The organism is Mycobacterium sp. Root135 (genome assembly GCF_001426545.1).
GTDB lineage: Bacteria > Actinomycetota > Actinomycetes > Mycobacteriales > Mycobacteriaceae > Mycobacterium.
Genome location: NZ_LMEZ01000005.1, coordinates 347,004 through 373,848 on the forward strand (window position 1 = coordinate 347,004; position 26,845 = coordinate 373,848).

The window sequence follows — 26,845 nt, forward strand, 5'->3', positions numbered from 1 at the left end:
AGACTTAGATGCCCGGGGTGCGACTGTGGTCTAGTGAGTCACAGCTGCCGCGCCAATGAGCGACTGATCACCAAACGTTGAATCTGGTTGGTGCCCTCGAAGATCTGGGTGATCTTGGCTTCGCGCATGTACCGCTCCACGGGGTAGTCGCGGGTATAACCGGCTCCGCCGAAGACCTGAACGGCGTCGGTCGTCACCTTCATGGCGGCATCGGTGGCCACGAGTTTGGCGATCGACGCCGCCCGGGTGTAGGCCATGCCAAGATCGCGGCGCCGTGCGGCCTCGATATAGGTGGCCCGGGCGGAACCGACGGCGGCGGCCATGTCGGCGAGGACGAATCCCAAGCCCTGATGGTCGATGATCCTGCGGCCGAATGTGCTTCGCTGATGCGCGTACTCGGTGGCAGCGTCGAGAGCTGCCTGAGCGATACCCACAGCGACGGCTGCGATGCCGAGTCGCCCTGAATCGAGCGCAGAGAATGCGATCTGCAGACCTTGGCCCTCGCGGCCGATTCGCCGCCCAGACGGTATGAAGGCGTCGTCATAGAACGCTGCGGTGGTCGGCACGGCATGCAGGCCCATCTTGTCCTCGGGCTTGCCGAAACTCAGGCCCTGCTGCTCGCCTGGCACCAAAAGGCAGCTGATGCCGTTGGAACCCTCACCCGTGCGCACGAACAACGCGTAGAAATCGGCGATACCACCATGGGTTATCCAGGCCTTCTCACCGCGCACCACATACCCTTGGCCGGTGGGGATGGCCGCACATCGCAGCGCCGCGGCGTCAGATCCTGCTTGTGACTCCGAAAGGCTGTAGGCGCCAATCGTGTTGCCGTCCAGCATTTTAGGCAACCATTCTTGCTGCTGTTCGACGGTACCGAACACTGCCAGTGGATGGCATGCCAGGCTGTGCACGCTGACCGCAACGGCCACCGCCGCCCACCGCGCGGCGATCTCCTCGAGGACTTGTAGGTACACCTCGTACGGCTGCTCTCCGCCACCCCACTTCGCGGGGTACGGCAGGCTCAACAGGCCCGCGTCGCCGAGCGCGCGAAAGGCTTCGCTCGGGTATCGACGGTGCCGTTCGGCATCGTCGACCACTGGGGCAAGAACGCCGTCGCAGACGTCTCGAGTCAGTGCGATCAGGTCGCGCGCGTCGTCGGTGGGTAGCAGTCGTTCGACGGTCACGACACCGGCTCGCCGGCCACCACGATGTCGTCGTCGACACGGGTGGCGGTGCCGCGGAATCCGGTGGTCACCTCGAGAAAATTCGTTGCCCGTTGGGCGATGTTGGAGACCACGAGGCCGCGCTCAGTGGAAGTTACGTCCCACTCACGACCGTTGACCAGCGCCTGTCGTTCTCCAGGGAGCCCCATTGCCAAGGCCGGTCCGAACCGCACGAACGGAGCTACTGCGGTTTGATGGTCCGCCAGCATGACGGCAGCTCTGGGCCGAGCCCAGATGACGTCAACTCGCGAGAGCAGCTCCGCAACCGGTGCACCGGCTTCGGTGAGTGCGTTGAGGGTCGCCCCCCCGAGACCGATGACGGCCTTGACGGGGAACCGTTGCAGGAACATCAACACCCGCCGGACGTCCCACGCGAAGACCTCGGCGGGCAGATAGGTCACGCCGAGATTGCGCAAGGCGTGGGTCACGGTACTGCCCCACGGAGATTCCCAGTTGGTCAGAGTAGTCAGGGCCATGTCGCCACGCTTCAAACCCGCTCGGCGCAGGATGGTTTCGGCCCAGGCGGTGTCACGCTCGAATTCCGCCCACCCGATCTCGAAGTCCAAGTAGTCCGCACCCACACGGCAACTCGCCAGCCCGTATATGGGCGGGCCCCCCAGTGCCTTCGCGGCGTCGGTCATCGATTGTCGGCTCATGCCTTCACCACCCGGTTGAACTTCGAGACGCTGGTGCTCTTCGCCAGCAGGGAGTCAGCGGTGCACAATTCGACGTCCACCAAGACGCCTAGACGCTGTTGCAGCGCGGCCGTGGATCGTGCAAGCAGGTCGGCTTTGTCGGTGGTTCGGTCAGGCGCGTAACCAGCCCGCACCCGTAGCCGGTGCATCTCGTCGGCGGCGCGCACGATTTGAAAGATGCCGTCGGATAGTTCGGGGATGGTTTCCACAGCAGCCCACACGTCGGAAACCAGAATAGCCTTGCCTGCCACGACGGTCTCGTCCCCCTTGCGGCCGGCCACCCAGATACGGGTGTGCGTGCGCCCATGAGGACCGGGCTGGCGGGTGTGCCGCACCAAATCTCCGGAATGAAAGCGGATGTACGGGGAGGCCCAGTTGTCGAGGTCTGTCGCCACCAGTTCGCCCACTTCGCCGTCGGCGGCCGGCTCACCAGTCACCGGGTCGTGAAACTCGGCAAGAACCGTGTCCTCCCATAGGTAATAACCGTCATGCTCCCGACCCTCCCATGCCGTCCCGGTGTCTCCGGCGCTGGTGTAGGTGTAGAGGTCGACGCCCCAGTCGTTGCGGATCTTGTCGGTCAAAACGCCACCCAGCGGCTGACCGGCAAATGCCGCGCCCTTGAGCGACGACAACATGGCCCGCATGTCGTAGCGTTCTGCGAGGCGTTCGAACTCCAGCACCATGGGTAGCAGAAATTGTACGTATGACACCTGGTAGCGCTGAATGGCTTGCAGAACGCGTTCGCCCTCTCCGACCCACGTGTCGATGAAGATTGGCACCACACCGAGCAGGTGAAAATAGTCGTCGAAATAGTTGCGCAATGTGCCGGTTTGCACGATGACCCGGTCCCCCGGGCGCACGCCGATTTCCCAAAGGTCACGAGCCGAAATCGTCGGTAGCGGTGGGGCAGTCGTCCAGATCTCGGGGAGGGGTTCGGGCAACGACGTAGTCCCCGAGGTTGAGGTGATTGAGGTCAACGCCGACGGGTCGACGCAGAGCAGACCGCCATATGGGTCTCCGGTGCGGTCACGGTAGGCCTGGATATCCGACTTCGTCATGGTCGGGATGCGGGCAAGGAAGTCCTCCGTGGAGGCGATGTCTTGCGGCGAGACGCCTGCCGTCGACCAGTGCTCACGATAGAACGGTGAATTGCTCCATGCGTACTGGACCAGATCAAGTACGCGCTGCTGCTGCAAGGCGGCGATCTCTGCCCGCGTTGCGGTTTCGATCTGCGGTTCCAGAAACCGCCGGTCCGAATTGGACGCCGTCTCGGCAACCGAGCCAGTATCGATATTCGTTGTCATCATCCTCCAGTCCCGCCGCCTACGCATTGGTCGCGAAGGGGCCGAGGGGCACGCAGTGATGCGCATTGGGGTCTGATTCTTACATGTAAAGGTGAGTTCGGGCAATGGCGTTCTCGGCCCAAACACAACAACGGCCCATCCGGTCATCGCCTCGGTTGACGAACGCCTTACGCGTAAAGTTAGGTGGTGTCCTACCGTCTGCGCACCACGCACAGAACTACGGACACGGGAGCTTACGGAAGGACGCCGATGGCGAACACGAACCTCTCCGACGTGTGCCGAGCACACGCCCGACGCTTCCCACTTGGCACGGCCGCAATCGACGGCGAAGTGCGCTATAGCTGGCCACAATTCGACGTCCGGGTAGACCACGTAGCCGCGATGTTGGCTGACCACGGGGTCACGAGGGGCGACCGGGTGCTGTGGTTGGCGCAAACCTCGGTCCGGTTCTTGGAGCTGATGATGGCCTGCGCACGCATCGGTGCAATCATCTGCCCGGCCAACTGGCGACAGTCTGGCGAGGAAATGGCATTCGTGATCGATGACTTCGATCCCGCGGTCATCATCTGGCAGCACGAGGAGATCGGCGGCGCGGTAAGCGCCGCCAGAGCATCCGCCGTAACCACGGCTCACTGGATCCAGCACGACACCACCGATGAGCTTGGCTATGACGCGCTCGTCGAAAAGTCCTGCCCCGCAGGCTTTGAGGCTACTGATCCAGATACCGCACTGTTGGTCATCTACACCGCAGCAAGCTCGGGTCGCCCGGCAGGCTCCATGTTGAGCCACCGCAACCTCATGACGATGGCAACGATGACGGGGGCGGTGACCGAAGTCGACCACGACAGCGTGTTCGTCAACACCGGGCCACTGTTCCACATCGGCAACTTCCAATTCGACTCACTGCCGGTTTTCCTTCGCGGCGGCACCAACGTGTACGTGCGCCGTGTCGAGGAGGAGCAATTGCTGCGACTGATCGCCCACGAGAGGATCACGTCGGCCTTCCTGATGCCGCCAACCATCATGAAGATGATGGAGTTGAATGCCACTATGGACCTGGATATCTCGTCACTACGAGCCGGTCCATTCGGACCGATGTGGGGTGCGGCATTACCGGCGGACAACAGCGCGTGGGCCAGGTTCCCAGGCGGCTTCGGCCAAACGGAACTCAGTGGCCTATGCGTTCTCAATGCCTACGGCGGCAAAGGAATCGGAAATTCTGGGCGGCCGACACCCCTGTGCCAAATACGCATCGTCGATGCCGACGGTCAGGAAGTTCCTGCAGGGCAGTGCGGCGAGATCACCGTGCGTGGCGACAATGTGCACCTCGGGTACTGGAACCGGCCTGATCGCAACGCCGAGCGATTCGCCGACGGATGGTGGCGCACAACTGATCTGGGACGGATCGAGCCAGACGGATCGCTGGAATTTCTCGGGACGATGACCCGAATGATCAAGTCCGCAGCGGAGAACGTATATCCACCGGAGGTCGAGCGCTGCCTGACCGCGCACCCGGCGGTCAAGGCGGCGGCGGTGATCGGCGTACCAGACCCGCACTATACTCAGTCGGTGAAAGCCGTCGTCGTCGTCGAAACCGACCAGTCGGTCACCGCTTCGGACCTCATCGAGCACTGCCGTAACCACATCGCCTCGTACAAGAAGCCGAGGTTCGTCGAGTTCGTCGACGAACTTCCGCTCGCGGGGGGACGGCCTGACTACGACGTGCTCGATGCCCGGTTTGGCGGGGGAGGTTATCCAGGTGGCGGTAATGTCGCGACGTAGGGCGCGAAGCAGTCAGTCGTCAATTCCGCCGCCACCGTCGTCATCGCGCAGAGACGCGAGCCAACGTTGGTGACGATCGAAATGATCTGCCGGACGGCGGATCATGACGGCGCGGCTGGTTGCGACCACCACGTCGGCGTCGGCCAACCGCAGCTCGCATTCGACGAAGACTTTGCGCCCCTGCCGGTCGCTGATGTGGGCCAGCCCGGTCAGGGGGCGTTCGATGGGAACGGGTTTCACGAATTTCACGGTCAGCTCCCCGGTGACGGCAAACTCGTTGTGGAGTAGTACCGCATGCCCCGACATCTCGTCGAGCACACTGGCCGTCCAACCGCCGTGCGCAACGTTGGGACCGCCCTCCTGGTCGGACGGGCAGCTCACGTCGCTGCGGACCGAGCCATCCACCGTCAATTCTTCGTGGCGGATGCCCAGCCTGCAGCGGCGCTGGACGCGACAGGATCGACACAACACCACCCCGGTCGGGGAGGTGTCGGCGAACAAAGCTGAGTCTCGGTCATCGTGATCGAGGGGCGCCCACAGGGCGGACGTATCCGGTTCGGGTGTGTCCGGCATCAGACCTTGGTGGCACCCATGTCGAGGGTCAGCTGGGTACCAGTCACCGCGCGGGAGGCCTCGCTGGCCAGCCAAAGCACACCCTCGGTGATGTCGGCCGACTCGGCAATCGGCAAGTGGGGCAAGGCCGCGGCGAAGGACGAGAGGTATTGGGGATGGGCGGCGAGCATGGCCTCGGTGCTGGGGTCTTGCAACATGGCGGTGCTTACTCCCCATGGGTGTACTGAGTTGACGCGAATGCCGTACTCGCCCAACTCCAATGCCGCAGACTTCGTCAGTCCCACCACCCCGTGTTTGGCCGCGCTGTAGTGCGCCTGCCCGGGTAGCGACTTGATGCCGGCGACCGAGCTGACTGTGATGATCGACCCGCCGTTACCCGCAGCGATCATGTGCGGGACTGATGCGCGCAGCGTTCGCCACACACCGGTGAGGTTGACGTCGAGCATGGTGAGCCACTGCTCCTCCGACATTTCCCAGAATCGGTTCCAGTTGTTGATTCCAGCGTTGGCGACCACGATGTCGAGGCGGCCGCCCACCGTGGGCAATGCCTCTGCCAGCAGTAGGTCCATTGCATGGCTGTCTCGCACGTCGACCGTGGCCACGACATGCTCGGACCCGCGGTTTGCGAGTAGTTTCCGCGTCTCGTCGAGGTCGTCCCCGGTGGCCGCGGGGTAACCGTTGTATTCACTGACCGGACCGGCGACGTCAATTGCGATGACCGTCGCCCCCTCGTCAGCGAGCCGCAGGGCATGGCTGCGGCCCTGACCTCGTGCGGCTCCGGTAACGAAAGCCACCTTGCCTTCCAACATTGCCACGATGAACTCCTTCTTGAACTAGGGCGTCGAGCCTGCGCCTGAGGTGACGAAGGCGGCTAGGGGTCCGGGGTCGGCTTTGAGCTCCGCGCTGGCGATGGTGCGGATGTGCACTTCGTCCGGTCCGTCAAACAGGCGCATGGCGCGGTGCCAGCCGTACATTCGTGCCAACGGAACGTCATCACTGACCCCAGCGCCACCGTGAACTTGGATGGCGCGGTCGATTACCGCGCACGCCACCGTCGGTGCCACAGCCTTGACTTGAGAGACCAGGACGTGCGCTGCCTTGTTGCCGTGCTTGTCGATCGTCCAAGCGGCTCTCTCGCACAGCAGTCGAGCCTGGTCGATCTCGTTGCGGGAGCGAGCGATTGCTTCCCGGACGACACCCTGCTCGGCCAACGGCTTGCCGAAGGCAACCCGCTGCTGGACGCGAGCGCGCATCATGGCCAGCGCGCGTTCGGCGGCACCGAGTGCGCGCATGCAGTGGTGGATGCGGCCGGGGCCGAGGCGAGCTTGTGCGATTGCGAAGCCCGAGCCTTCCTCGCCGAGCAGGTTGGCTGCGGGTACCCGGACGTCGTCGTAGACGACCTCCGAGTGACCGTGCTGGTCCTGCCATCCGAAGACAGGGGTGGAACGCACGATGCTTACACCGGGGGTGTCGACGGGCACCAACACCATGGACTGCTGGCGGTGCGGCGGCGCCTCCGGGTTGGTGCGGCCCATGACGATCAGTAACTGGCAGCGCGGATCTGATGCTCCCGTGGTCCACCACTTGCGCCCGTTGATGACGTAGTCGTCGCCGTCACGGGTGATGCGGGTTTCGATGTTGCGGGCGTCGCTGGATGCCACTGCAGGCTCCGTCATGGAGAATGCGCTGCGAATACGTCCGTCCAACAACGGGTTCAGCCACCGTGCGCGTTGCTCATCAGTACCGAAGAGGTGCAGCGTCTCCATGTTGCCGGTGTCGGGGGCGGCGCAGTTGATTGCCTCTGGAGCGATGTCCATACTCCAGCCGGTGAGCTCGGCCAGGGGCGCGTACTCCGAATTGGTGAGGTCCGAGACGGCAGGCAGGAACAGGTTCCACAATCCCTGCTCGCGTGCGATCACCTTGAGCGTTTCGACCACCGGCGGCACAGTGTGATCGTCGGTTCCGGCGGCCACTCGGTAGGCGTGGTAGTCAGCCTCGGCGGGGAGGACGTGGTCGACCATGAACTCGGTGAGTCGCTGATGCATGTCAGCAGCCTTCGGCGTCTGTGCGAAGTCCACATCTTCTCCTTGAAATGGCTGAAATTGGTGGTGGTGCCGACACGCCCGGCGCTCATGGTTCGTCGCGCAGGGCGCGGCGAAGGACCTTGCCTGTGGCGGTCTTGGGAACGTCCGAGACGATCTCGATCTCGCGGGGATACTTGTATGCGGCCAACCGTTCTCGGCAGTAGGCAATGAGTTGTTCGGGGGTGGCTGTGTGGCCGTCTCGCAACGAGACGAAGCCTTTCACTGTCTCCCCACGGTAGGGGTCGGGTCGGCCGACGACGGCGGCTTCCATCACCGCCTCGTGGGTATAGAGCACGTCTTCGACTTCGCGCGGCCACACCTTGTATCCACTGGCGACGATCATGTCCTTCTTACGGTCGACGAGATAGAACCAGCCGTCCGCGTCGACGTAACCAACGTCTCCGGTGAGAAGCCACGGTCCGCGGAAAGCCGCGGCACTCTGTTCGGGCTGGTTCCAATAGCCTGCGACGTTCTGTGGGCCCCTCACGGCCAGCTCGCCGACCGTGCCCGCCGGCACCTGCTGCCCGCCGTCGTCGAGGACGACGACGTGGCCCTCGAACACCGGCATGCCCACGGACACCGCGCCCGTCTGTGTGTCAACGGGCGCGCGCGTCCCGCGAGGCACGGCCAGGACTGGTGAGGTGGTCTCGGTCATTCCGTAGACATTGTGCAGATAGGACCCGAAGCGTTGTTGGAAGCGGGTCAGGACTCCGGCAGCGACCGGCGCTCCCCCAGAGGCGATCCTGGTCAAACTTGCCAGGTCACCTGCAGTTGCCGATGACTCGGCCAGGGCGATGAACACCGTCAGCGCCCCAACGGTGAAGGTGGGCCGATGCCAGCGGATCATGTCGAGGACCACCTCGGGATGGAACCGGTAGAACAGCAGCAGAGGCGCACCCGCGGTGAGAGCTGCCGCAATGTGTCCGCTGAGGCCGGTTACGTGGAACAACGGGGCGACGCCGAGCACGACGTCGTCAGCATCTAGGCCGAACCAGCGGCAATACCACTGGCCGGCAACTTCCACATTGGCATGAGTGTTGAGTGCGCCCTTGGGTTTACCTGTCGTTCCGGAGGTGTACGTGATGACCGCGACGTCGTCTCCTGCCGGCGTGTACGACGTGGGACGCCGGCCCAGGTTGGCTTCCACGAGCCCCCGTAGATCCTCGCCACCGACAACGTCGGCACGCCGGGCAGGCAGCACCCGTGGATCGCCGCGGTGTTGCCAGTCCAATGCACTGGTGGTGATGGTGCGACCGACCGAGCTGTCGCGCAGGACGTCGGACAGGGCCGGGGTGTGCAGTTCGTCGAGGGCGACCAAGACCGTGGGGGTGGCATCGACAAGCAGTTTGCCGACTTCAGGGGCGGTCAGCATCGGGTTGACCGGCACGACGACACCCCCGAGCTTCCACGTCGCCAACAGCGCGATGACGTACTGCGGCATGTTCTGGGTGTAGACGGCCAACCGGTCACGCGCTACGAAACCGCCGTCTGCCAGAGTGGCTGCGAGCGCATCGCTTTCAGCGTCGAGCTGCGACGCAGTGATCACCGTGTCGAAATAGACCAGTGCGGGTGCATTTGGGGTGGCGGCTGCGCGGGCACGGAGGATCTGCACGAGTGACGTTGAACGTTCAGAGGATTCAGCGTCGGTGGACATCGTGATCTCCTGCCCTTGTCGGCGTGCCACTCTCGGCGGGATTTGGGTTCACGGGGTCCGCAACAGAAGGCCCTGGGCGTTGAAGAAGAACCCGCCGGCGGTAATCAACGCGCGTGCCGCACCAGGGACCTGGCGCTCGCCCGCTGAACCCTGAAGTTGGTGCACGGCCTCGCGAATATGGCCCGAACCTTGGGTGGCACCCTCGCTCAGAGACCCTCCGTGAGGGTTCACCGGGATACGTCCGTTGATGAGTACCCGGTCGGTACCGGGTTGACGGTGGCTCCGCAAGAATGCCGGCGCACCGCCGGGATCACACCAGCCGGCGTTCTCGACCCAGTTACAGGTAATGGGAGTGAAACCGTCGTAGGGGAAGTACACATCGATGTCGTCGATCCAGAAGTCACCTTTGGCTTTCAAGGCGTCGACGACGACTTGCTGGCCGTGGTGGCGCAGATCTGCGGTCTGGTCCTCCTCGGTAGGGCTGGCCTGCCCGAGCACTGCGGCGTTGATGAGCACCGGCGCCAAGGGGAGGTCGCGCGCCCGCTCAGCGGTGGTGACGATGAATGCGTCCGCGCCGTCCACGGCGACATCCATGTCGTACAGATTTAGCGGCCAGCGCACCATCCGCGCGTTGCGGTACTCCTCCAAGGTCATGGGGTCCCGTTTGGCTGCAGCGGGATTGGTGGCAGCCCAGGCGCGGGCGTTGAGTGCAACCACTGCGAAATCGTCTCTATCCAAACCGAATTCATAGAGGTATCGAGCCGCCCAGCCAGCGTATCCGACGCTTGATGCCATCGTCTCCGGGCGTGGCGGTGGGTCGTTCAGTCCAGCTGTCGCGATGCGGCGGAACGGGTCCTTGAGCGCGGAGCCGGTGTTCCACACAGCGCGGTAGGCGGCGTGATAGACCAGCACGGTGGTGCACAGCCCTGCATGCACGGCAGCGGCGGCGGTGGCGATGTGGTCGACCATCGGGATGAGAGGATTTCCCGACCACGTGAGTCGAGGCAGTCCCAAGGCGGACTGTAACACCGCTGAGCTGGGCCAGCTTCCGCACAGCCCGTCGATGTCGTCGGGCCTCAGACCAGCTGCTCGGATGGCCTTGATGCACGCGCGAGCCGCCAGAGCGGTCTGGGTGACGTTGGTGTTGGCAGCGATGAACCCAGTGGTGGCCGCCGCGGCGATGGCCACCTTGTCCCTCATCGGGTTACGCGGGTCGGTCATCGAGGCTCATCAGAAAGGGCGAAGACCGGCATCGGTGCCTTGTCCGGAGTGATCCACGTCAGATGCACCCTCGAACCGATAAGCTTTGCTCCGTCCTCGACCCCGGTGACGGTGGAGGTGAACCGCAAGCCTGCTTGCTCGTCGAGTTCGACGGTCACCACTGGATAGGGATAGGTCACGCCAAGCGCTGGCGGACCCTGGTACAACCACGTCAGCAGATAGATGGTCCCCGTCCCGCGAACGGGACTGGGCACCAGCTCATCCGACCAGCATCTGGGGCATACGGGCTTGGGAGGCGAATGCCAGTGCTGGCATTCGGCACACCGGTTCATCAGAAGTTGGCGGCGCAGCCGACCCCGGTAGTGTGCGGCGTTGTCGTGAGTGAGCACTTCGCCGGGAAACACCGCAATCAGTGCCTCGTCGTCGATGTCGCCGGCATCAGAAGTCACGGCAACGCCGGCGCTCAGTTGATGCCCTCGGTGAGCTTGATTCCATTCTCACGCAGGAAGTTCCGTCTCTTGGTATCCCCCAGGCCCTCGACTCTCGCGTAGAAGTCGGCCGGCTCGCGCAACCCTTCAGCGTGGGGCCAATCCGACCCCATCAGCAGAGTCTCGTCGCTGCCCAGCTTCTCGATCATCCCGACGGTGTCGTCCTCGGGGTACGGAACAACGCGCACGTGCTTCTTGAAGACGGTGCTGGGTCGTTCATCGAGTTGGCCGCCCAACCATCGGCCGTTGCGAGCCATGCCACGGCTCTTGTCCATGTGTCGGATGAAGTGCGGGACCCATTCGGCACCGAATTCGCTCACCAGAACCTTGATGTTCGGGTAGCGCCCGAAGATGTTGTCGAAGATCAAGGCCGAGATGGTGTCGGTGATCGGTCGCTCGCCGTAGGTGTTCTGCCACTGCCAGGCCGAGAACTGGAACGGTGGCACCAGGCCCCATCCCCATCCCGACGCGACGTTGTCCTGGTAGTAGAACTCGGCGATGTGATAGCACACGACCGCCCGCGCTTCGTTGATGCGCGCCCAAAAGGGGTCGAAGTACGGGTCACCCGGCGAGCGGCCGTAGGCCGGGCCCGCCGGCAGCACGATGAAACGAGCCCCGGCATCAAGCACGCGGTCGAGCTCCTCGCAGGCCCTGTCCAGGTCGCGCATCGACAGTAGTGCCGGCGCATAGATACGGTTCTTGTAGTTGAATCCCCAGTCCTCGTTGATCCACTTGTTGAAGGACTCGATGTTGTCGTACAGCGGTTCGATGCCCTGTAGGTACTGTTCGGCCATCAAGGCCCAACCACCGGGGTACATGATGGCGCGTTCGATTTGCTGCTCGGTGAGTTGCGCAAGCCGGGCGTCGCGGTTCAAATACTCGACCTGCATGGGCTCATAGAACCGGTCGGCATCGGTGGCGTTGCCGGACGCGCGTTGCTTGAGCATCTCGACGAGCGACCCGGGAACGTACGCCTGGTCCAGGTCGTTCTCTAGCGCAGTGACGATGCGGTCGTTGGCCAGCAGGATCTTGCGGCCGGACGGCGCAATGATGGGTCGGACTGCCGTGTCGAGCTTCGCCTTTGGCATGAAGCGCGTGAAGCAGTCCTCCGCTTCGTAGGAATGCTGGTCGAAGTCGGTGAGCTGGTATGGGAGTACGCCGACCGAGTTTTCGATGACCGCCATGGCATGTGATCCTTTCGCCAGTTTGCCGCCCATGAACGCGCGACGGAACCAAAGTGCCGCGCTGCAGGCGATGTGGACGACTATACATGTAAAGGCAGCGGCGTGAAGTGCCTCCCTCGCGAAAGGTCAACGGCCACCGATGGGGCCCATCTGCCTGATCGCTGTCGAGACACCAAACCGCGCAACGACATTCGTCGTCACGGAATGAGGCATGCATTGCTTCACTGCGAAGAGAAACCGTGCCGGTTGGACACCGCTGTGCGCTCTCCAGGTAGCCTCCGGGCGGGCTCAACGCCCGGTGAAGTTTGGCTTCCTGCGTTGCAGGAATGCTGACTTTCCTTCAACGGCGTCGGCGCTGGGGCCGACCCACAGAACGGCATGCTGAGCGTCGCCGAGCGAGCTGGGCAACGTGCTGTCCATCGCTCGGCGCATCATGAACTTCACGGCCCGCAGCGCCAAGGGGGCGCCGGTCGCGAATTGCCGCGCCAGTTCCATCGTCCGCGGCCACAGCTGGTCGTCGGGAACCACCTCGGTGGCCAGACCGAGACGCGCAGCCTCTGGTGCGTCGTAGATCTCCGACAACGCGACCATGCGGAAGGCTTTGTCGTAGCCCATCATTCGGGGAAACAGCCAGGCTCCACCCTCGTCGGGCAGCAATCCAGATCGTGCACTCGTGTCACCCATACGGGCGCTGGCTGCCATGATCCGCAGATCACACGCCAACGCAAACGCCAATCCGCCATTTACTGCAATCCCGTTGACCGCGCACAAGACGGGCTTGTCCAGCTGGTGCAGCGCCAAGATCACCGCGTGCGCATCCTCACGCAGTTCGCGTGCCCGCCCAAGCTGGTGGCTCAGTGCGTCATCGAACCCCGCGTCGGGTGAGAGGTCGCCGCCGGAACAGAACCCTCGCCCGGTCCCGGTGAGCACCAGCGCCCGTAGATCGTCGTCGAGGCGGTAGCGACGAATCGCTTCGAGAAGGTCAGCACACATCGTTGGGGTGTAGGCGCCGAGTCGCTCTGGGCGGTTGATCCGCACCACGGCAATGCCCGTTTCGGGCGAACTGAACTCGGCGTGTGCGCCGGCCGCCCCACTCATAGCCGATGGCCCACCGGGACCGCCGCCGCAGCAAGCAGCTCGGCGCCGATTTCTTCCGCCGCCGCCGCCCAGCCTCCGTAGAGCGCATCCAGTATCCGTGCTCGTTTCACGTAGCCGGGAAGCACGTGCTCCGTGGTCAGTCCGATTGCACCGCACACTTGCAGACAGCTGCGACTCGTGGTGTCCACGGCAAACCCCGCATACGCCTTTGCGGTGCGCGCATCGAGATCAGAGCCGGAATGCCAAGCCGCACCAACCAATTCAGCAGCACCGCCCAGCAGTGCGTAGCTTTCAGCCAGCCGGTGGCGCGGACTTTGGTTGGCCCCAATGGGCCGCCCGAACTGGTGCCGGTCACTGATCTGGGCCGTAGCCAGTTGCAACATGGCATTTCCATTGCCGACCAGTTCGGCGGCGAGGGCACGACGTGCCACGGCCACGACATGCGACCAGTCCACGTCGACGACGGTGGTCGCGGCGGGATCGAGATCGATTTTCACGCGATACAGACGCGATGCGGGATCGAACCCCCCGACCGCACTGGCGTGAGCGGTCACGTCGTTTTCGTCGATCAGGTAGGCCCGGCCGTCATCGGCTCTCACGACGGCCGCTGCACTGGGCTTCGCCAGCAGAACGGCATCCACCTCAAGGCATCCCGCTTGTACCTTCGCTCCAGTTGCCGAGCCAAGGGGGTGCAGCACCGGGTGCGTGGTGCCACCGTTGTCGGTCACGTATGTCACGGTGTCCAACGCCGACGAGGCTTTTCCGGCCGCACCCTGCTCGGTGAACAGCAGATCGACCGCGGCGTCGGGATCCTCGGCGACTACGTCGTCCCAGCCGAGGCTTCGCAGGCCGTCGACGATGTCGCCCTCTTCGGTGGCGAACATCTCGCGGATGGAACTGCGCAGCAGATCCTGGGTGTCAGCGTCCATGGGTGTTCTCCCTCGGCAGTTTGAGGATGCGGTCGGCCACGATGCTGTACTGCACTTCGCGGGCGCCTCCGTAGATGGACGCTGCCCGCGAGTACCACCACCGGTCGCGCCAGCTCGCGGCGGTCACGCTGTCAGACAGCAATGCCTCGGCGTCCAGCTGCACCATCGCCGTGTCGAGGACGTCTTGTTCCGCGGTGGAAAGCAACAGCTTGTCGACGCTGGTTTCGGGGCCCACGGTCTTGTGGTCGGCGAGTTGGCGCAGCGTGCTCGCAGTGCGGGCACGCAGCGCAGCCAGGTTGAGGTAGGTGCGCCCGATCGCCGCAGCGGAGCGCGGAGTCGTCTCGCGCGGACCCTCGGCGAGGATACGAAGCAGCTGCTGCAGGTAGGCCGTGGCCGTGGCCATGCGCATCCACGCATAGGTCCCGCGTTCGTACTGCAGCAGGTCCATTGCCACAGCCCATCCGCCGCCGTCAACGCCGATGAGGCGGTCGGCACCGACTACGACGTCAGTGAAGAACACCTCCGCCAATTCTTCGCGACCGCTGGCCAAGGCGATGGGACGGCGCTCGACACCAGGAGCGTTCAAGTCGACCAGGAGCATCACCAGGCCGCGGTGACGATCGGCAAGGGCTCCGCTGCGGGCCAGTAGCACGATGCGGTCTGCGCAGGCCCCGTAGGAGGTCCAGATCTTCTGCCCGTTGACGAGGTAGGTGCCGTCACCGCGGTCGACAGCCTTCGTGCGCAATGCCGCCAGGTCGCTACCCGCCTCGGGTTCGGAAAAGCCCTGTGACCACAGCTCATCCCCGCGCAACGCTGCTGGCAGATACTCGGCCGCCAGCACAGGTGCATGCTGAACTACCGCCGGTCCGACGACTTCGAGCACCAGCAGATGGTCAGGAATGTGGTACCCCGCCAGCGCCAGGTGCTCCAGGATCTGGCAGCGGATGAGTGGTGAACCACCCACTCCCCCCACCTCTTCCGGCCAGCCCCAGCGCGTCCAGCCGCCGTCGTAGAGCCAATTCATCAACGCCTGGGAATGGGCCAATTCGGTGGCGGCATCGGGTGCGGGGGCGCGCAGTGGCGCCAGTTCCTCGGATGCAGCCGACAGGGCGAAGGCGAACTGGTCCAGGATTTCCCCGGTGTCGACGGCGGCGGTCACGAGGCAGCGTCCTTGGACAAGATGGTGCACGCACTGATACCTGGAGCGCCGTACACATGGGTGAAACCGTTGCGCGGGTCGGCAACCTGGCGTCCAACGGCAGCACCACGCAATTGGGCGCAAACTTCGTAGACCATCCGCAACCCCGACGCCCCCACCGGTTCGCCGTTGGCCAGCAGTCCACCGTCGGTGTTCACCGGGTGCGTGCCGCCGATCGTCGTCGCCCCGGCGGCCAGAAGGTCGGGTTGAGCGCCATGCTCGCACAGCCCAACTTCGGCCATGTGCATCACCTCGGCACCACTCTCGGTGTCCTGAAGCTGCCACACGTCAATATCCGACGCAGTCAATCCTGCTGCGGCATAGGCCTTCTTGGAGGCCAGTTCGCTCGGTGTCGGCGGCAGCTCGAGCGGAAGTGAGGTCTGGAACAGCTCGAAGGAGCCGTCGCGCCGACTGGAGAGTTCGGCAGCGCGGACGTAGATCGGGTTGTCGGTATAGCGGTCGGCGACCTCAGCGGGACACACCACCAACGCAACCGCGCCTTCGCTCGGGGAGCACACCATGTACTGGCGCAGTGGGTCGTTGATCAATCGGGAGTTCAGGATGTCGTCACGCGAAAGCGGTTTACGACGCCAGGCGTTGGGATTCAATTCGCCGTTCTGAAAGGCCTTTTCAGCTACCGCGGCCAAGGTCTCCACGGGAATGCGATGATCGTGCAGGTAGCGCTGAGCCTTCAGGCCGAAGAACTGGGGGTTGATGAACATCCCGATCTCGCCGTACCAGCGACCCACGCCCCAGGTCGTGACGTCGGGCGCGGCGAACGCCCCACGGGGATGCTTGTCGAAACCGACCACGAGCCCCAGATCACCGGTGCCGGAACCAATCATGTTGCGCGCGGTGATGAGACTCGCGGTGCCGGTAGCGCACCCGTTGAGCACGTTGACGAACGGAATACCGGTCGGACCGAGCTCACCGACCATCACGTCGGCCTGACCGCCGTCGAGGCTGCCGCCGACGGCCAGTTGCACGTCGGGCCAGGTTACCCCGGCATCGCTCAGCGCCTCGGCGATGGCCGACAGAGCCATCTGCTGGGCCGTGGCTTCGAATCGGCCAAACGGATGGATGCCGATGCCGACGATCGCCATGGTGGTGCTCATTGGTGGACCTCCTGCGCCAAGGCGCTCACGGGGCGAAATGCAAAGACGTGCACCGGCTTGCCGTCGGCATCGGTGGTGAATTCCACTGCGACGGACTCCATTTCGGTTCCGATCGCCACCAGTTCAGCAGCCTTGTCCGCTGGGACGTCGAACCGGGACTGTACGCGGCACGCTCCCGGAAGCTCTACGTAGCCCACGACGAAGCCGGTGAAGTCATCGTCGGTCTCTGGGCCGACATAGGGCGCCTTGGGGAGGAAGGACTGCGTGGTCCACGTCCATACGGTGCCGCGACGCGGTAGCAACTCGCGTTCGATGGCCGTGCCGTAGCAGCGACCGCACCGGGTGCGGACCGGAAAGGTCACGCGCTGACAATCTGCGCAGCGGCCACCGATCAGGTGCACTCCGTCATCGGTTTCGCAGAACAGATCTGCGGCGATGGGATTCAACCCCACTATGGACTCCTCGAACATTGGCGGCGCCAACGGGTTCCGGCCAGGCGTCGCACTCGGACAAGTCATTCTGTGAGGCCGTTCACATCCAGTGACTATACATGTATAGTTCGGCTGCGATAGAGGCCGCGGCGACTTCGCAGTGGCTCGACGACTCAGCTCATGACGGGAACCGACCATGACGTTCAACGACGAATACGAAGGCCGGCTGTTCATCGACGGCAAGTTCACCGACGGGGTAAACCGGCGGCGCTACGACGTCATCAATCCCGCCGACGAATCTGTCGTCGGCTGGGCGGCCGACGCGGACCCGGAAGACGTCGCACGGGCCGTCGCCGCGGCCGACAACGCTGCGCGCCACACCGACTGGGCCACCAACCACGAATTCCGGCTGCACTGCCTCGAGCAGCTACAGACAGCCCTGAGCGACGAGGCCGAGGCGTTCCGCGACCTTGCGGTGGCAGAAGCCGGGACTCCCTACTCTGCCACGCTGACCCACGTGACAGCTCAGATCGAGGACATGAGCTACTTCAACGGGCTGATCGGCTCCTGGCCATGGGAGCGGGATTTGCCCGTCTATGAATTACTCGGCATGCGTAGCAAGCGTCGCATTCGGTACGAACCCTACGGAGTGGTTGGGGCGATCTCACCGTGGAACGCGCCGTTCATGACGAACATCTGGAAAATCGGCCACGCACTGGCCACGGGCAACACGGTGGTGCTCAAGAGCGCTCCCGACACCCCGCTGACTGCTGCCATGATGGCCAGGGTCGCCGCCGAGAGGACCGATCTTCCCCCCGGCGTTCTCAACATCGTCAGCTCTGCTGACAAGGCAATTGCCGGCGAGGCGTTGACGACCGACCAGCGCGTGGGTCTGCTGCACTTCACCGGCTCACCCGCCGTCGGTCAACGGATCGCGCAGAACGCCGCGGTGGGCATCCGCCACACCGTGCTCGAACTGGGCGGAAAGTCCGCCAACGTGCTCTTGCCGGACGCGAATCTCGACATGGCTTGCGCAGTGGGAATCGGGATGTGCATGGCCAATAGCGGCCAGGGTTGTGCGTTGGCCACCCGCATGGTGGTGCACGCCGACATCTACGACGAGGTGATCGGCCGCCTGGAGGCTGCCGTCGCCGCGGTTCCGTGGGGCGACCCGCGCGACGGAAATGTCGTCGTCGGACCGATCATCCGAGCTGAGCAGTTGGAGCGTATCGAAGGCCTGGTCGACCGAGCCACCTCCGACGGTGCCCGTCTGATCACCGGTGGTCGCCGAGGCGACCGCGACGGCAAAGGGTTCTGGTATCTGCCCACCGTGATTGCCGACGCCAACGAGAACTCCGAGATTGCCCAGACGGAGGTCTTCGGACCAGTGTTGACCGTCGTGCGTTACGACGGCGACGATCAGGAGGCCATCCGGGTCGCCAACAACAGCCGCTACGGCCTCTCGGGCTACGTGCAGTCCCAGGACGAAACGCGGGCGTGGCGCGTGGCCAACCAATTGGCGGCCGGCACCGTCAACATCAACAACTCCTTCTATCTGTCCCCAGATGCTCCGTTCGGGGGCTACGGAATCAGCGGCGACAACGTCGAGCACGGTGAAGACGGATTCCGCAATTATCTGCAGGTGAAAACAATCGCCAGCCCGGCTACCGACTAGGACGAATCACTTTGACGACGTTCGACTACATCGTGGCCGGAGCCGGGTCAGCAGGCTGCGTACTGGCCAACCGGCTCAGCGCTGACTCGCGAACCAGTGTGTTGCTACTGGAGGCGGGCGGCAATGACACCAGCCCATTGATCCGGATTCCCAAGGGGTTCGGGAAGATCCTGGGCAATCCGAAGCTTGCCTGGCACCACGAAGTGCGCCCGATCGGACCCAACGACAAGGTCGAACAGTGGGTGCGAGGCAAGACACTCGGTGGCTCCAGTGCGGTCAACGGGATGGTGTACAACCGCGGACACCGCGCCGACTACGACGAGCTCGTCACGCGCGGGAATCCCGAATGGGGTTGGCAGGACATGCTTCCCATCTTCCGCTCCATTGAGGATCACGAGTTGGGATCCAGTGCAACACGCGGCGCTGGCGGGCCGTTGGCGGTGTCTCTGGCTCCCGACTTTCCCGATATCTGCGATGACGTGGTGCAAGCCGGTCAGAAGATGGGGTGGAATCGCACCGACGACATAAACGACAGTGACGCCGAGCGAATTGGGCCGTCGGCTCGCACCATCAAGGACGGCCGACGAGTCAGCGCGGCCCACGCCTTCCTGCACCCCGTGCGATCGCGCCCCAACCTAACCGTGATCACCGGGGCCGAGGTGCAGCGCGTCGTCATCGAGTCCGGTCGAGCCGTTGGGGTCGAGGTCTCCACCAAGGACGGTTCAGCTGAGTTCCGCGCGCAGGCCGAAGTCATCCTGGCGCTCGGCAGCCTGGCCACCCCGCGAGTCTTGCAACTGTCTGGCATAGGTGAGCGCAAGATGCTCGAACGTCTAGGCATCGCGGTCACCTCAGACAGTCCTCACGTCGGCCAGCGGATGCTCGAACATCGCTGTGTGGCATTGCAATACCGTCTCAACCAAGACGTTGGCTACAACCGCCAACTCTCCAATCCCGCGCGACAGGCATTGACCGGTATCCGGTATCTGGCCACCAAGAAGGGCCCCCTCGCCGGAGGTGCCTACGATGTCGTCGGGTTCATCAAGACCCAGCCCGATCGGCATCGGCCCGACGCACAGATCTTGGCCGCCCCCTTCACTGCGGCACCGCTGCAGGCTGGCAAGGAACTTGGCGTGGAGCGGGCACCGGGCATCCAGGCCATCGGTTACGTCCTGCGACCGACCAGCGAGGGGACCGTGACCATCACCTCCGCCGATCCCAAGAGCCCGTCGGACATCGACCCGAACTTCTTCGACACCGATTACGACCGAAGCGTGACCATTGCGCTGTTCTCGAAGATGCGTCAGTTGTTTGCGCAGGACCCAATCGCGTCACTCATCTCTCACGAGACGACGCCCGGCGCCGATGTCGTAAGCGATGACGGCATCATCGATGCCGCGCTCGACAAGGGATACTGCGGGTATCACGCCGTCGGTACTGCGGCAATGGGACCGCGCGACGACGACGTGGTCGACTCTCGCTTGCGGGTACGCGGTGTCGAGCATCTGCGGATCGTGGACTGTTCGGTGATGCCCACGATGGTGTCGGGCAATCTGAACGGACCGATGATGGCGATGGCTTGGCGTGCCGCTGAGCTGATGACCGAGGACAGATGACCGTTGGCGGTTTGATTTGCACTCGCGTCGTCGAGGAAGCGCCCATTCAGTTCCGTGACACCGGGTTTGGTCGTCCGGTGGTGTTCGTCCACGGCGTGTATGTCACCGGTGCGCTATGGGACGACGTGGTTGCAGTCGTGCAGGACCACATGCGGTGCATCGTGCCAACGTGGCCATTGGGCGCTCATGACCCGCTGCCGGAAGGTGTGGACCTCTCCGTGGCAGCGACAGCGCGGCGTGTCATCGGATTGCTCGACCAACTCGACCTGAACGACGTCACCCTCGTCGCCAACGACACCGGCGGCGGTCTCGTGCTTGGAGCACTTGGCGATCCCTCATTGGACCTAACACGCGTAGGCAGACTGGTGCTTACCAATTGCGACAGCTACGAACATTTTCCGCCACGAAGCTTCCGTCCCCTGGTGTGGCTGTGCCGTGTCGCGCCATGGGCGGGACGCACAGCCCTACGCGCTCTGGCAACCGTTGTCGGCCAACGGTTCTTCCTCAAGCAAGTGTCCCGAAAGGGTGTGAGCAATACCCGGCGCGTGGCGCTGTTTGGGCCATTTTCCAGCAATGCCGACACCCGTCGGCAGGCCGCGAGAATCACCGCGACGCTGAATTCGTCCTTGACGCTGGGCGCGGCCGAGGCAATTGGGCGGTTTCACCGGCCGGTCACACTCGTGTGGGGACTTGACGACCGGCTGTTTCCGGTGGCTCACGCCCACCGGCTGGCAGGCGATTTCCCCAGTGCCCGGTTGGTTGAAGTTGCGGGCAGCTCTACCTATGTCATGCTCGACGCACCCGATCAGGTCGCGACAGCGATTCTCTCGGGTGAATGAACGTCGTCGCTTCCCGCCAGACCTCGCCACGACCAGCTACTTCCGTTGAACTACTCGGCGTGGCCAGGCCCACCTCGACCCAGGCATCGATGCCTGGGTCGAGCCGGTAACCACTGCCGTCCGGGTCAGCGCGCCTCGTCAGCGGCGGTCCGGTCCGGGATGCGGAACAACTCTGCAAATGCACCCCTCAACACCCGGTCCTGGATCTCGGGATCGACGCCGTCAAAGATGGTGTGCAAGGTCTGCTGCGTGTGACCATAGGTGCCCTCGAGGTGTGGGTAGTCATCGCCCCAACACACGTTCCGGTAGTTGGTCCCTTCGATGATCTGTACGCCACTGATGTCGTGTTGGAACGAGGCGTACACCTGATGGCGGACGATCTCGCTGGGCAGTCGAGACAGCTTGGGTCGCACGAACATTCCATGCTGCCGATAGGCCTCGTCCATGCGGTCACCGATAGCCGGAACCCATGCCGCGCCGCCCTCGGCGATCAGGATCTTCAGATCGGGGTGGCGGTCCAGCGCTCCGCCGGCGACCATGTGCGAGACCACCCGCATTCCGGGGTACGTGGTTTCCATGTAGTTGACCACAGCGCCACCAGGCCCTCGGTAGACGATGTTCTCGCCGCCGGTGCCGATGTGGAATGACAGCACGATGCCGTTGCGTTCGGCTGCGGTCCACAGCGGCTCCCACTTGTCCAGACCCCACTCTTCGCCGGGCTTGGTTCCGCAGGGCAGGAAAATCGTCTGAAAGTCCATTTCCACAACGCGTTCCAGTTCGGCAATGGCGTCGCCGACATCGACGAGTGAGACGATCGCGGGTGTGAATATGCGTTCGTTGCGCTGAAGGATGTCCTCGTAGGCCCAGTCATTCCAGGCGCGCGTCACCTCTCGCGCCAGTTCCGCGTCACCGATCTCTACGGTCCAGAATCCCATCGAGGGAAATGCCAGCTGAGCCCAAACACCTTCCTGGTCAAGGTCTTTGAGCCGGATGTCGAGATCGCGGGCACCGGGCGGGCGAATGGCGTCCATGAAGTCGTTGAGTTGCCGGTTGATCTGTTTGCCGTCGATGTAGAGGATTTCGTACTTGTCGCCGCGCTCGCTGCGCGGCGCACGGTCGGCCAATCGCTTTGGCAGTCGCTGCAGCCACAGATCGTCTGGTTCCAACACGTGCGAGTCGGCCGAGTTGGCCCAGATCTTCGTCATGGTTCCTCCGTTTGACGTGCAATGGCTCCGACAGCTCGGCGAGATATACACGTATAGTAGCGGCATCGGTCACACGCATCAACGAGAACCGTCCTCCGAATTGCCCGTCCGGCCCGCACCCCGGGAGCCCGACTGGCTATACATGTATAGTCAGTCCTGGCGTCCCCGCTACCGAAGGCGCTCCGGCTGGCTCGATTGCAAAGGACGGTTCACATGTCCGACCCGGATACCCATCTCCGCCCCGACACCACTGACCGCGAAGCGTTCGTGCAGTCGGCTCATCGCTTCCTCGCCATGCACGCTGAGACGAAGCGCGCCAACGGGTCCGCTTGGGGCACGGGCAGCGACAGCGTGTCCTACTTCGCCGCGGGATCCGCCGAGGAAGAACACGACGTGGTGCAAGCGGCCCGCCGGTGGCAAGCGCTGCGGTACGCACATGGATGGGGTTGGCTCACCGGTCCTCGCCAGTACGGCGGGCAAGAACTGTCGGTCGCGTTCCAGTTGCTCTACCAGCAGGCCGAGGACCAGTACGACGTCCCCGACACCAGCCAAGTGTCGGTCGTCGGCTTGGGCATGGTGGGACCCACGGTGCTCGCACATGGGCAAGCCATCCTCAAGGACCGTCTGCTGCCCGCCATGTACGGCGGTGAGTCAGTCGCATGCCAATTGTTCAGCGAACCGGCGGCAGGTTCGGATCTGGCTGGCGTACAGGCTCGCGCAGTGCGCGACGGTGACGGTTGGCTGTTGAATGGTCAAAAGGTCTGGACGTCGGCGGCCCAACACGCAGACGTCGGCGAGGTGTTGTGCCGCACCGACCTCAGCGCGCCAAAGCACAAGGGGCTCACGGTCTTCATGGTCGATATGAAGGCCGAAGGCGTCGAGATCCGTCCCCTGCGGCAAATGACAGGCGGATGCGAATTCAACGAGGTCTTTCTCACCGACGTACGGGTTCCGGATTCAGCTCGGCTGGGCGAGGTCAACGGTGGCTGGAAGGTCGCCTTGACGACGCTGACGGCCGAACGCGACGTGGTCGCCGGCGTCGACTCGCCCGAAGTTGCGCGGGCACTTACCCCTGAGCACCTCTCCGCACTGATGCGCGCGACCTACACCTGGGACGACCGCGCGTTGCGTCGGCAACTTGCCGCACTGCTGGCCGAGGCGAGAGCTGTCGAAAGCCTCAACTCGATGGCCGCGCGCAAGATCGAGGCAGGCCAATCCGTCGGTGCGGAACGCTCAGTGGCAAAGCTGATCCATGCTCGCAACATCACTCGCGCGTCGCATTTCGTTGCCGAGGTACTCGGCCCGCGCATCATTGCCGACAACGGCCAGTGGGGAACCTACGCGTGGTCTGAGTTGCTTCTTGCCTCACCTGCGCTACGAATCCTCGGCGGCACGGAGGAAATCATGAAGAACATCCTCGGCGAGCAAGTTCTCGGCTTGCCGAAGGAACCCTTGGCTTCCGCGTCCACCACCGCACCATCGGCCTCCGCCACGACCGAATTGGCCCACTCGTGAACGCCTCCCAGACCGAGTTGGACGAACTGCGTTCAGCGATCCGCAAGTTCCTGCAGACGCGCCTGCCCGAGGCCGCGTTACCCGGCATCGCCGACGGCAAGCCGCTCGAGAACGACCTGTGGTCTGATTTGAACACGTCGTTGGGCCTTCACAGCCTGGCCATCCCGGAACGATTCGGAGGCGACGGCGCCGATCTTGTCGTCATGTCGGTCGTCTTCGAGGAGCTCGGCCGCGCGGTAGCTCCGGTGCCGTACTTCTCCAGCTTCGTCGCCATCCATGCACTGCTGCTGTCCGGCGACGAGGAACACAGTCAGCGGTTGCTAACGCGAGTCGCCGCTGGCGAGGGCCGGCCCACCATCGCCATCGCAGAACGCGACGGATCTTGGGACGCGGCGACCATCAGCACTCGGGCCACTTCAGCCGACGATGGAACGTGGACGTTAACCGGGAAGAAGACCTGGGTTCTCGACGCCAGCGGTGCTGACGTCATCCTCGTACTGGCTCGCACCACGGCTGGCCCCACGCTGTTCAACGTCAGACCAGATGCCTCTGGCACCGCGGTCGAACCCATGCGCGTGATCGATGAGACCCGGCCGCTGTTCACACTCGAGCTGCAGGACACCCCGGCCGAGTTGGTGGGGCGCGAGGGAGGGGGCGGGCACTTACTGGCGCGGTTGCTTGACGTCACCGTGTTGGCGCTGTGCGCCGAGCAAGTCGGCATCGCGCAGCGATGCCTGGACATCAGCGTGGAATATGCGAAGACACGCACCCAGTTCGGCCGGCCCATCGGCAGCTTCCAAGCCGTCAAGCACCTCTGCGCTGAGATGCTCGCCCACGTCGAGATGGCGCGCGCGGCAACCGAAGACGCCATCCACGAAGCGGAGAGCGGACAGGATACTGCGGCGGTAGCTGCGGCGGCCGCCCACGTGACGTGCTCGGCAGCGGCGATGTTCGCCGCCAAGGAGATGATCCAGGTCCTCGGCGGAATTGGGTTCACCTGGGACCATCCAGCACACGTGTACTTCCGCCGAGCAGCATCATCGCAGCTGCTGCTCGGCGGACCCGCCGTCAGCCACGAACGCTTGTTGGAACGGATGGGTATCTAGGCAAACGCCTCAGCTAAAGCAGTCGGCTGCCAGGTTGGCGATGTTGATGATTCGATTCATGCCGGCACGGGACTGTTCGTAACCCGAGGCCGGGTAGCCGTTGGTGAGGAAGGCGAACGACAGGCCCGTTTCCGGATCGGCGAACCCGATCTGGCAGGGAGCGCCTCCGTGGCCAAACGTCGCCGGGCTACACGCGGTGGGCAGAAAGCCTCGCGAGAGTCCATCGTCGCCTGCCACCAATACGAACAGTGCGACATTGCCGGGCACGCTGCGGGTGCCGCCACGCTCCCCGGTCACGGGCTTGTCCACCCGAACGCGAAGTGCGTCCTCGACGACCTCTCGCCTCCACAGCGGCGAGCTCATGAGGGCCTGGTACCAGCCCGCGAGATCTGCAGCTGTCGCGACCATGGAGTGACTGGGCTCGCCGGCTGCCAAGATCTCTGGCTGCGCGAGATACCACGGACCCCACGGGTTGATCTCGTCGCTCCCACCACCGCCAACGCGGACAAACGGTGCTACGTCGGTCTGGCGATCTACCGGCGGTCCGATCTCGATGCTTGGCAACCCGAGAGGACCGGCCAGCTCCTCGGCTAGGTACTGGGAGATTGGCCGGCCCGTAAGCCGATGACACAGCTCGCCGATGACCCACGCCGCGGACGTCAAGTGAAACTGAAGCTCCGTGCCCGGCGGAGATGTCAGCCGCCACTTGCCAAAGGCTGCCAACCGCTCCTCGCGGTGCAGCATGGCCGGATACTTGAGAGGCGCCAGAGGAAAGCCCCCGACGTGCGTGACCACTTGCTCCACGGTCACCGCGTCCTTGCCGTTGCTGGCGAACTCAGGAATGTAGGACGCCACTGTTCGACTGATGTCGAGAGCACCGTCGGACATGAGCTTCCACAGCACGCCGGCCACGATCGGCCGACCGGCAGACTGCAGGACGTAACGCGTTGAAGGGGTGGCGTCCCCGAAGGTCTCGAACGCATGGAGTCGCCCGCCCACCTGCAACGCCAGTTGAGCTGAGGGCAGCGTCCCTGATTCGACTTCGAGACGTACCCGTTCGACTACCAATGCCACTCGTCGCGGGTCCGGGACGAACGGGGGGTGCTCTGTCACATAAGCCCTTTCATAGAATTTCCTGTCACAGACCGCCAACGCGGGAGCGCATAAGCCTGCCCTTACGCGTATGGTCGTTTCACAAGCTGATCTGCGATATTTCGGAGGAAGAGTGGCCAAGCAACGCCCCGCCGTGGAACGTGCGCCCTTGACGCGGGAACTCATCGCGGGTGTGGCCGCCGACCTGATCCAGGCAGAAGGCATCGAAGCACTCACCATGCGGACGGTCGCCAAGACCCTTGGGGTATCTGCGATGGCGCTCTACCACCACGTCGACGACAAGGACGAGATCATTCGACTCGTCGGCGACGACATCCTGGCCCACATCGAGTTGCCCGACCCAGAGTCCGGGGATTGGCGAGAACTGCTCACTTCCGTCGTCTACGAATCCCATGAGGCGTTTCTGAGCGTGCCGGGGATGGCGGCGATCATGCTTACCCGAACGTTGCTGCCGAACGCGCGCGAGTTGCTCTTCTTCTGCATTCGCCAGTTCGAACGTGCCGGTCTCAGTCCCCAGGACGCGAAGCTCGCTTACGCCGGGCTGCATCAACTGAGTATCGGGCGGCTGATGGTCGAAACCAGCTCCAACTTCGACGTTCACACTCATGTCAGTGCCGACGACGCACTCGTCAAGTACATGAACGTTCTGCACGCTCGAAAGTCCTTCGACGAGGCCCTTGCCGGGCTGCTTGACCATTACGACCCTTCCGTGGCACCTCGCCTTCGGGCCAAGACCCGACGCACACCCGCCGCGCCACGCAAGGCCGCCGCGAAGCGCTCCCGATAAGAAACTATACACG

General features: G+C 63.9%; 24 protein-coding genes. 7 read left to right on the forward strand and 17 right to left on the reverse strand.

Annotated elements, in window-relative coordinates; genetic code table 11:
- Positions 1–38: 38 nt before the first annotated feature.
- From ASD37_RS12830 to ASD37_RS12840, 3 genes are read right to left on the reverse strand one after another with little or no spacing between them, the layout of a single operon-like run.
- On the reverse strand, positions 39–1,184 hold the full coding sequence (locus tag ASD37_RS12830; protein WP_056551339.1) for an acyl-CoA dehydrogenase family protein: 1,146 nt from the start codon (positions 1,182–1,184) through the stop codon (positions 39–41).
- Positions 1,181–1,879 carry a hypothetical protein gene (locus ASD37_RS12835; protein ID WP_056551340.1) on the reverse strand — a complete coding sequence of 233 codons (699 nt, stop codon included), beginning with the start codon at positions 1,877–1,879 and terminating at the stop codon, positions 1,181–1,183. Before ASD37_RS12835 ends, ASD37_RS12830 begins: the two co-directional genes overlap by 4 nt.
- On the reverse strand, positions 1,876–3,225 hold the full coding sequence (locus ASD37_RS12840; RefSeq protein WP_235568165.1) for a phenylacetate--CoA ligase family protein: 1,350 nt from the start codon (positions 3,223–3,225) through the stop codon (positions 1,876–1,878). Before ASD37_RS12840 ends, ASD37_RS12835 begins: the two co-directional genes overlap by 4 nt.
- A gap of 246 nt (positions 3,226–3,471) precedes the next feature.
- Here ASD37_RS12840 and ASD37_RS12845 point away from each other — a divergent pair, with 246 nt between their 5' ends.
- Entirely contained in the window at positions 3,472–5,004 is a 1,533-nt protein-coding gene (locus ASD37_RS12845) for an AMP-binding protein (RefSeq protein WP_056551341.1), read from the forward strand.
- 12 nt (positions 5,005–5,016) lie between these two features.
- On the opposite strand, the gene ASD37_RS12850 is transcribed toward ASD37_RS12845, so the two are convergent.
- The 12 genes from ASD37_RS12850 to ASD37_RS12905 all read right to left on the reverse strand — a co-directional run bounded on the left by ASD37_RS12850 (position 5,017) and on the right by ASD37_RS12905 (position 17,000).
- Positions 5,017–5,577: a PaaI family thioesterase gene (locus tag ASD37_RS12850; RefSeq protein WP_082570120.1), complete on the reverse strand. Its 561-nt coding sequence runs from the start codon at positions 5,575–5,577 to the stop codon at positions 5,017–5,019.
- Entirely contained in the window at positions 5,577–6,392 is an 816-nt protein-coding gene (locus ASD37_RS12855) for a mycofactocin-coupled SDR family oxidoreductase (RefSeq protein ID WP_156720868.1), read from the reverse strand. Before ASD37_RS12855 ends, ASD37_RS12850 begins: the two co-directional genes overlap by 1 nt.
- Positions 6,393–6,410: 18 nt before the next feature.
- Entirely contained in the window at positions 6,411–7,622 is a 1,212-nt protein-coding gene (locus ASD37_RS12860) for an acyl-CoA dehydrogenase family protein (RefSeq protein ID WP_056551343.1), read from the reverse strand.
- 85 nt (positions 7,623–7,707) lie between these two features.
- Positions 7,708–9,315: a class I adenylate-forming enzyme family protein gene (locus ASD37_RS12865; protein WP_056551344.1), complete on the reverse strand. Its 1,608-nt coding sequence runs from the start codon at positions 9,313–9,315 to the stop codon at positions 7,708–7,710.
- A 48-nt stretch (positions 9,316–9,363) separates the two neighbouring features.
- The gene (locus ASD37_RS12870; protein WP_235568179.1) at positions 9,364–10,503 is read right to left on the reverse strand and encodes a thiolase family protein; all 1,140 of its coding nucleotides are present in this window, start codon (positions 10,501–10,503) and stop codon (positions 9,364–9,366) included.
- A 29-nt stretch (positions 10,504–10,532) separates the two neighbouring features.
- The gene (locus ASD37_RS12875) at positions 10,533–10,985 is read right to left on the reverse strand and encodes a Zn-ribbon domain-containing OB-fold protein (protein WP_056551346.1); all 453 of its coding nucleotides are present in this window, start codon (positions 10,983–10,985) and stop codon (positions 10,533–10,535) included.
- A gap of 14 nt (positions 10,986–10,999) precedes the next feature.
- The gene (locus ASD37_RS12880; RefSeq protein WP_056551347.1) at positions 11,000–12,208 is read right to left on the reverse strand and encodes an amidohydrolase family protein; all 1,209 of its coding nucleotides are present in this window, start codon (positions 12,206–12,208) and stop codon (positions 11,000–11,002) included.
- 288 nt (positions 12,209–12,496) lie between these two features.
- Entirely contained in the window at positions 12,497–13,306 is an 810-nt protein-coding gene (locus tag ASD37_RS12885) for an enoyl-CoA hydratase/isomerase family protein (RefSeq protein ID WP_056551348.1), read from the reverse strand.
- Positions 13,303–14,235 (reverse strand): acyl-CoA dehydrogenase family protein, encoded by a 933-nt coding sequence (locus tag ASD37_RS12890; RefSeq protein ID WP_056551349.1) that lies wholly within the window; start codon positions 14,233–14,235, stop codon positions 13,303–13,305. The genes ASD37_RS12885 and ASD37_RS12890 overlap by 4 nt, the downstream gene beginning before the upstream one ends.
- The gene (locus ASD37_RS12895) at positions 14,225–15,394 is read right to left on the reverse strand and encodes an acyl-CoA dehydrogenase family protein (protein WP_056551350.1); all 1,170 of its coding nucleotides are present in this window, start codon (positions 15,392–15,394) and stop codon (positions 14,225–14,227) included. Before ASD37_RS12895 ends, ASD37_RS12890 begins: the two co-directional genes overlap by 11 nt.
- A complete protein-coding gene (locus ASD37_RS12900) occupies positions 15,391–16,548 on the reverse strand; it encodes a thiolase family protein (protein WP_056551351.1) in 1,158 nt (385 codons plus the stop codon). The genes ASD37_RS12895 and ASD37_RS12900 overlap by 4 nt, the downstream gene beginning before the upstream one ends.
- Positions 16,545–17,000, reverse strand: a complete 456-nt coding sequence (locus ASD37_RS12905) for a Zn-ribbon domain-containing OB-fold protein (RefSeq protein ID WP_235568195.1) — start codon at positions 16,998–17,000, stop codon at positions 16,545–16,547. The genes ASD37_RS12900 and ASD37_RS12905 overlap by 4 nt, the downstream gene beginning before the upstream one ends.
- A 175-nt stretch (positions 17,001–17,175) precedes the next feature.
- Here ASD37_RS12905 and ASD37_RS12910 point away from each other — a divergent pair, with 175 nt between their 5' ends.
- Genes ASD37_RS12910 through ASD37_RS12920 form a run of 3 tightly spaced genes read left to right on the forward strand, consistent with a single transcriptional unit; the run spans position 17,176 to position 21,106 of the window.
- Positions 17,176–18,654: an aldehyde dehydrogenase family protein gene (locus tag ASD37_RS12910; RefSeq protein WP_056551353.1), complete on the forward strand. Its 1,479-nt coding sequence runs from the start codon at positions 17,176–17,178 to the stop codon at positions 18,652–18,654.
- Between the two features lie 11 nt (positions 18,655–18,665).
- Complete coding sequence (locus ASD37_RS12915; RefSeq protein ID WP_056551354.1) at positions 18,666–20,267, forward strand: GMC family oxidoreductase; 1,602 nt, start codon at positions 18,666–18,668, stop codon at positions 20,265–20,267.
- A complete protein-coding gene (locus tag ASD37_RS12920) occupies positions 20,264–21,106 on the forward strand; it encodes an alpha/beta fold hydrolase (protein ID WP_056551356.1) in 843 nt (280 codons plus the stop codon). The genes ASD37_RS12915 and ASD37_RS12920 overlap by 4 nt, the downstream gene beginning before the upstream one ends.
- Before the next feature lie 125 nt (positions 21,107–21,231).
- Here the strand turns inward: ASD37_RS12920 and ASD37_RS12925 are convergent, their stop codons facing one another.
- Positions 21,232–22,311 carry an amidohydrolase family protein gene (locus ASD37_RS12925; protein WP_056551358.1) on the reverse strand — a complete coding sequence of 360 codons (1,080 nt, stop codon included), beginning with the start codon at positions 22,309–22,311 and terminating at the stop codon, positions 21,232–21,234.
- A 213-nt stretch (positions 22,312–22,524) separates the two neighbouring features.
- On the opposite strand from ASD37_RS12925, the gene ASD37_RS12930 reads away from it, so the two are divergent.
- Both ASD37_RS12930 and ASD37_RS12935 read left to right on the forward strand, forming a co-directional pair.
- Complete coding sequence (locus ASD37_RS12930; RefSeq protein ID WP_056551360.1) at positions 22,525–23,826, forward strand: acyl-CoA dehydrogenase family protein; 1,302 nt, start codon at positions 22,525–22,527, stop codon at positions 23,824–23,826.
- Positions 23,823–24,932, forward strand: a complete 1,110-nt coding sequence (locus tag ASD37_RS12935; protein ID WP_056551362.1) for an acyl-CoA dehydrogenase family protein — start codon at positions 23,823–23,825, stop codon at positions 24,930–24,932. Before ASD37_RS12930 ends, ASD37_RS12935 begins: the two co-directional genes overlap by 4 nt.
- Positions 24,933–24,941: 9 nt before the next feature.
- Here the strand turns inward: ASD37_RS12935 and ASD37_RS12940 are convergent, their stop codons facing one another.
- A complete protein-coding gene (locus ASD37_RS12940; RefSeq protein ID WP_235568197.1) occupies positions 24,942–26,084 on the reverse strand; it encodes a serine hydrolase in 1,143 nt (380 codons plus the stop codon).
- Between the two features lie 73 nt (positions 26,085–26,157).
- Here ASD37_RS12940 and ASD37_RS12945 point away from each other — a divergent pair, with 73 nt between their 5' ends.
- Positions 26,158–26,832, forward strand: a complete 675-nt coding sequence (locus ASD37_RS12945) for a TetR/AcrR family transcriptional regulator (protein ID WP_056551366.1) — start codon at positions 26,158–26,160, stop codon at positions 26,830–26,832.
- Positions 26,833–26,845 lie beyond the last annotated feature (13 nt).

Bases quoted from the DNA above. Each gene is read 5' to 3' on its own strand.
- ASD37_RS12930 (WP_056551360.1), top strand. From the start codon at position 22,525: ATGTCCGACCCGGATACCCATCTCCGCCCCGACACCACTGACCGCGAA.
- ASD37_RS12910 (WP_056551353.1), top strand. From the start codon at position 17,176: ATGACGTTCAACGACGAATACGAAGGCCGGCTGTTCATCGACGGCAAG.
- ASD37_RS12865 (WP_056551344.1), bottom strand. From the start codon at position 9,315: ATGTCCACCGACGCTGAATCCTCTGAACGTTCAACGTCACTCGTGCAG.
- ASD37_RS12885 (WP_056551348.1), bottom strand. From the start codon at position 13,306: ATGAGTGGGGCGGCCGGCGCACACGCCGAGTTCAGTTCGCCCGAAACG.
- ASD37_RS12850 (WP_082570120.1), bottom strand. From the start codon at position 5,577: ATGCCGGACACACCCGAACCGGATACGTCCGCCCTGTGGGCGCCCCTC.
- ASD37_RS12920 (WP_056551356.1), top strand. From the start codon at position 20,264: ATGACCGTTGGCGGTTTGATTTGCACTCGCGTCGTCGAGGAAGCGCCC.
- ASD37_RS12840 (WP_235568165.1), bottom strand. From the start codon at position 3,225: ATGATGACAACGAATATCGATACTGGCTCGGTTGCCGAGACGGCGTCC.
- ASD37_RS12925 (WP_056551358.1), bottom strand. From the start codon at position 22,311: ATGACGAAGATCTGGGCCAACTCGGCCGACTCGCACGTGTTGGAACCA.
- ASD37_RS12845 (WP_056551341.1), top strand. From the start codon at position 3,472: ATGGCGAACACGAACCTCTCCGACGTGTGCCGAGCACACGCCCGACGC.
- ASD37_RS12835 (WP_056551340.1), bottom strand. From the start codon at position 1,879: ATGAGCCGACAATCGATGACCGACGCCGCGAAGGCACTGGGGGGCCCG.
- ASD37_RS12900 (WP_056551351.1), bottom strand. From the start codon at position 16,548: ATGAGCACCACCATGGCGATCGTCGGCATCGGCATCCATCCGTTTGGC.
- ASD37_RS12890 (WP_056551349.1), bottom strand. From the start codon at position 14,235: ATGGACGCTGACACCCAGGATCTGCTGCGCAGTTCCATCCGCGAGATG.
- ASD37_RS12880 (WP_056551347.1), bottom strand. From the start codon at position 12,208: ATGGCGGTCATCGAAAACTCGGTCGGCGTACTCCCATACCAGCTCACC.
- ASD37_RS12860 (WP_056551343.1), bottom strand. From the start codon at position 7,622: ATGCATCAGCGACTCACCGAGTTCATGGTCGACCACGTCCTCCCCGCC.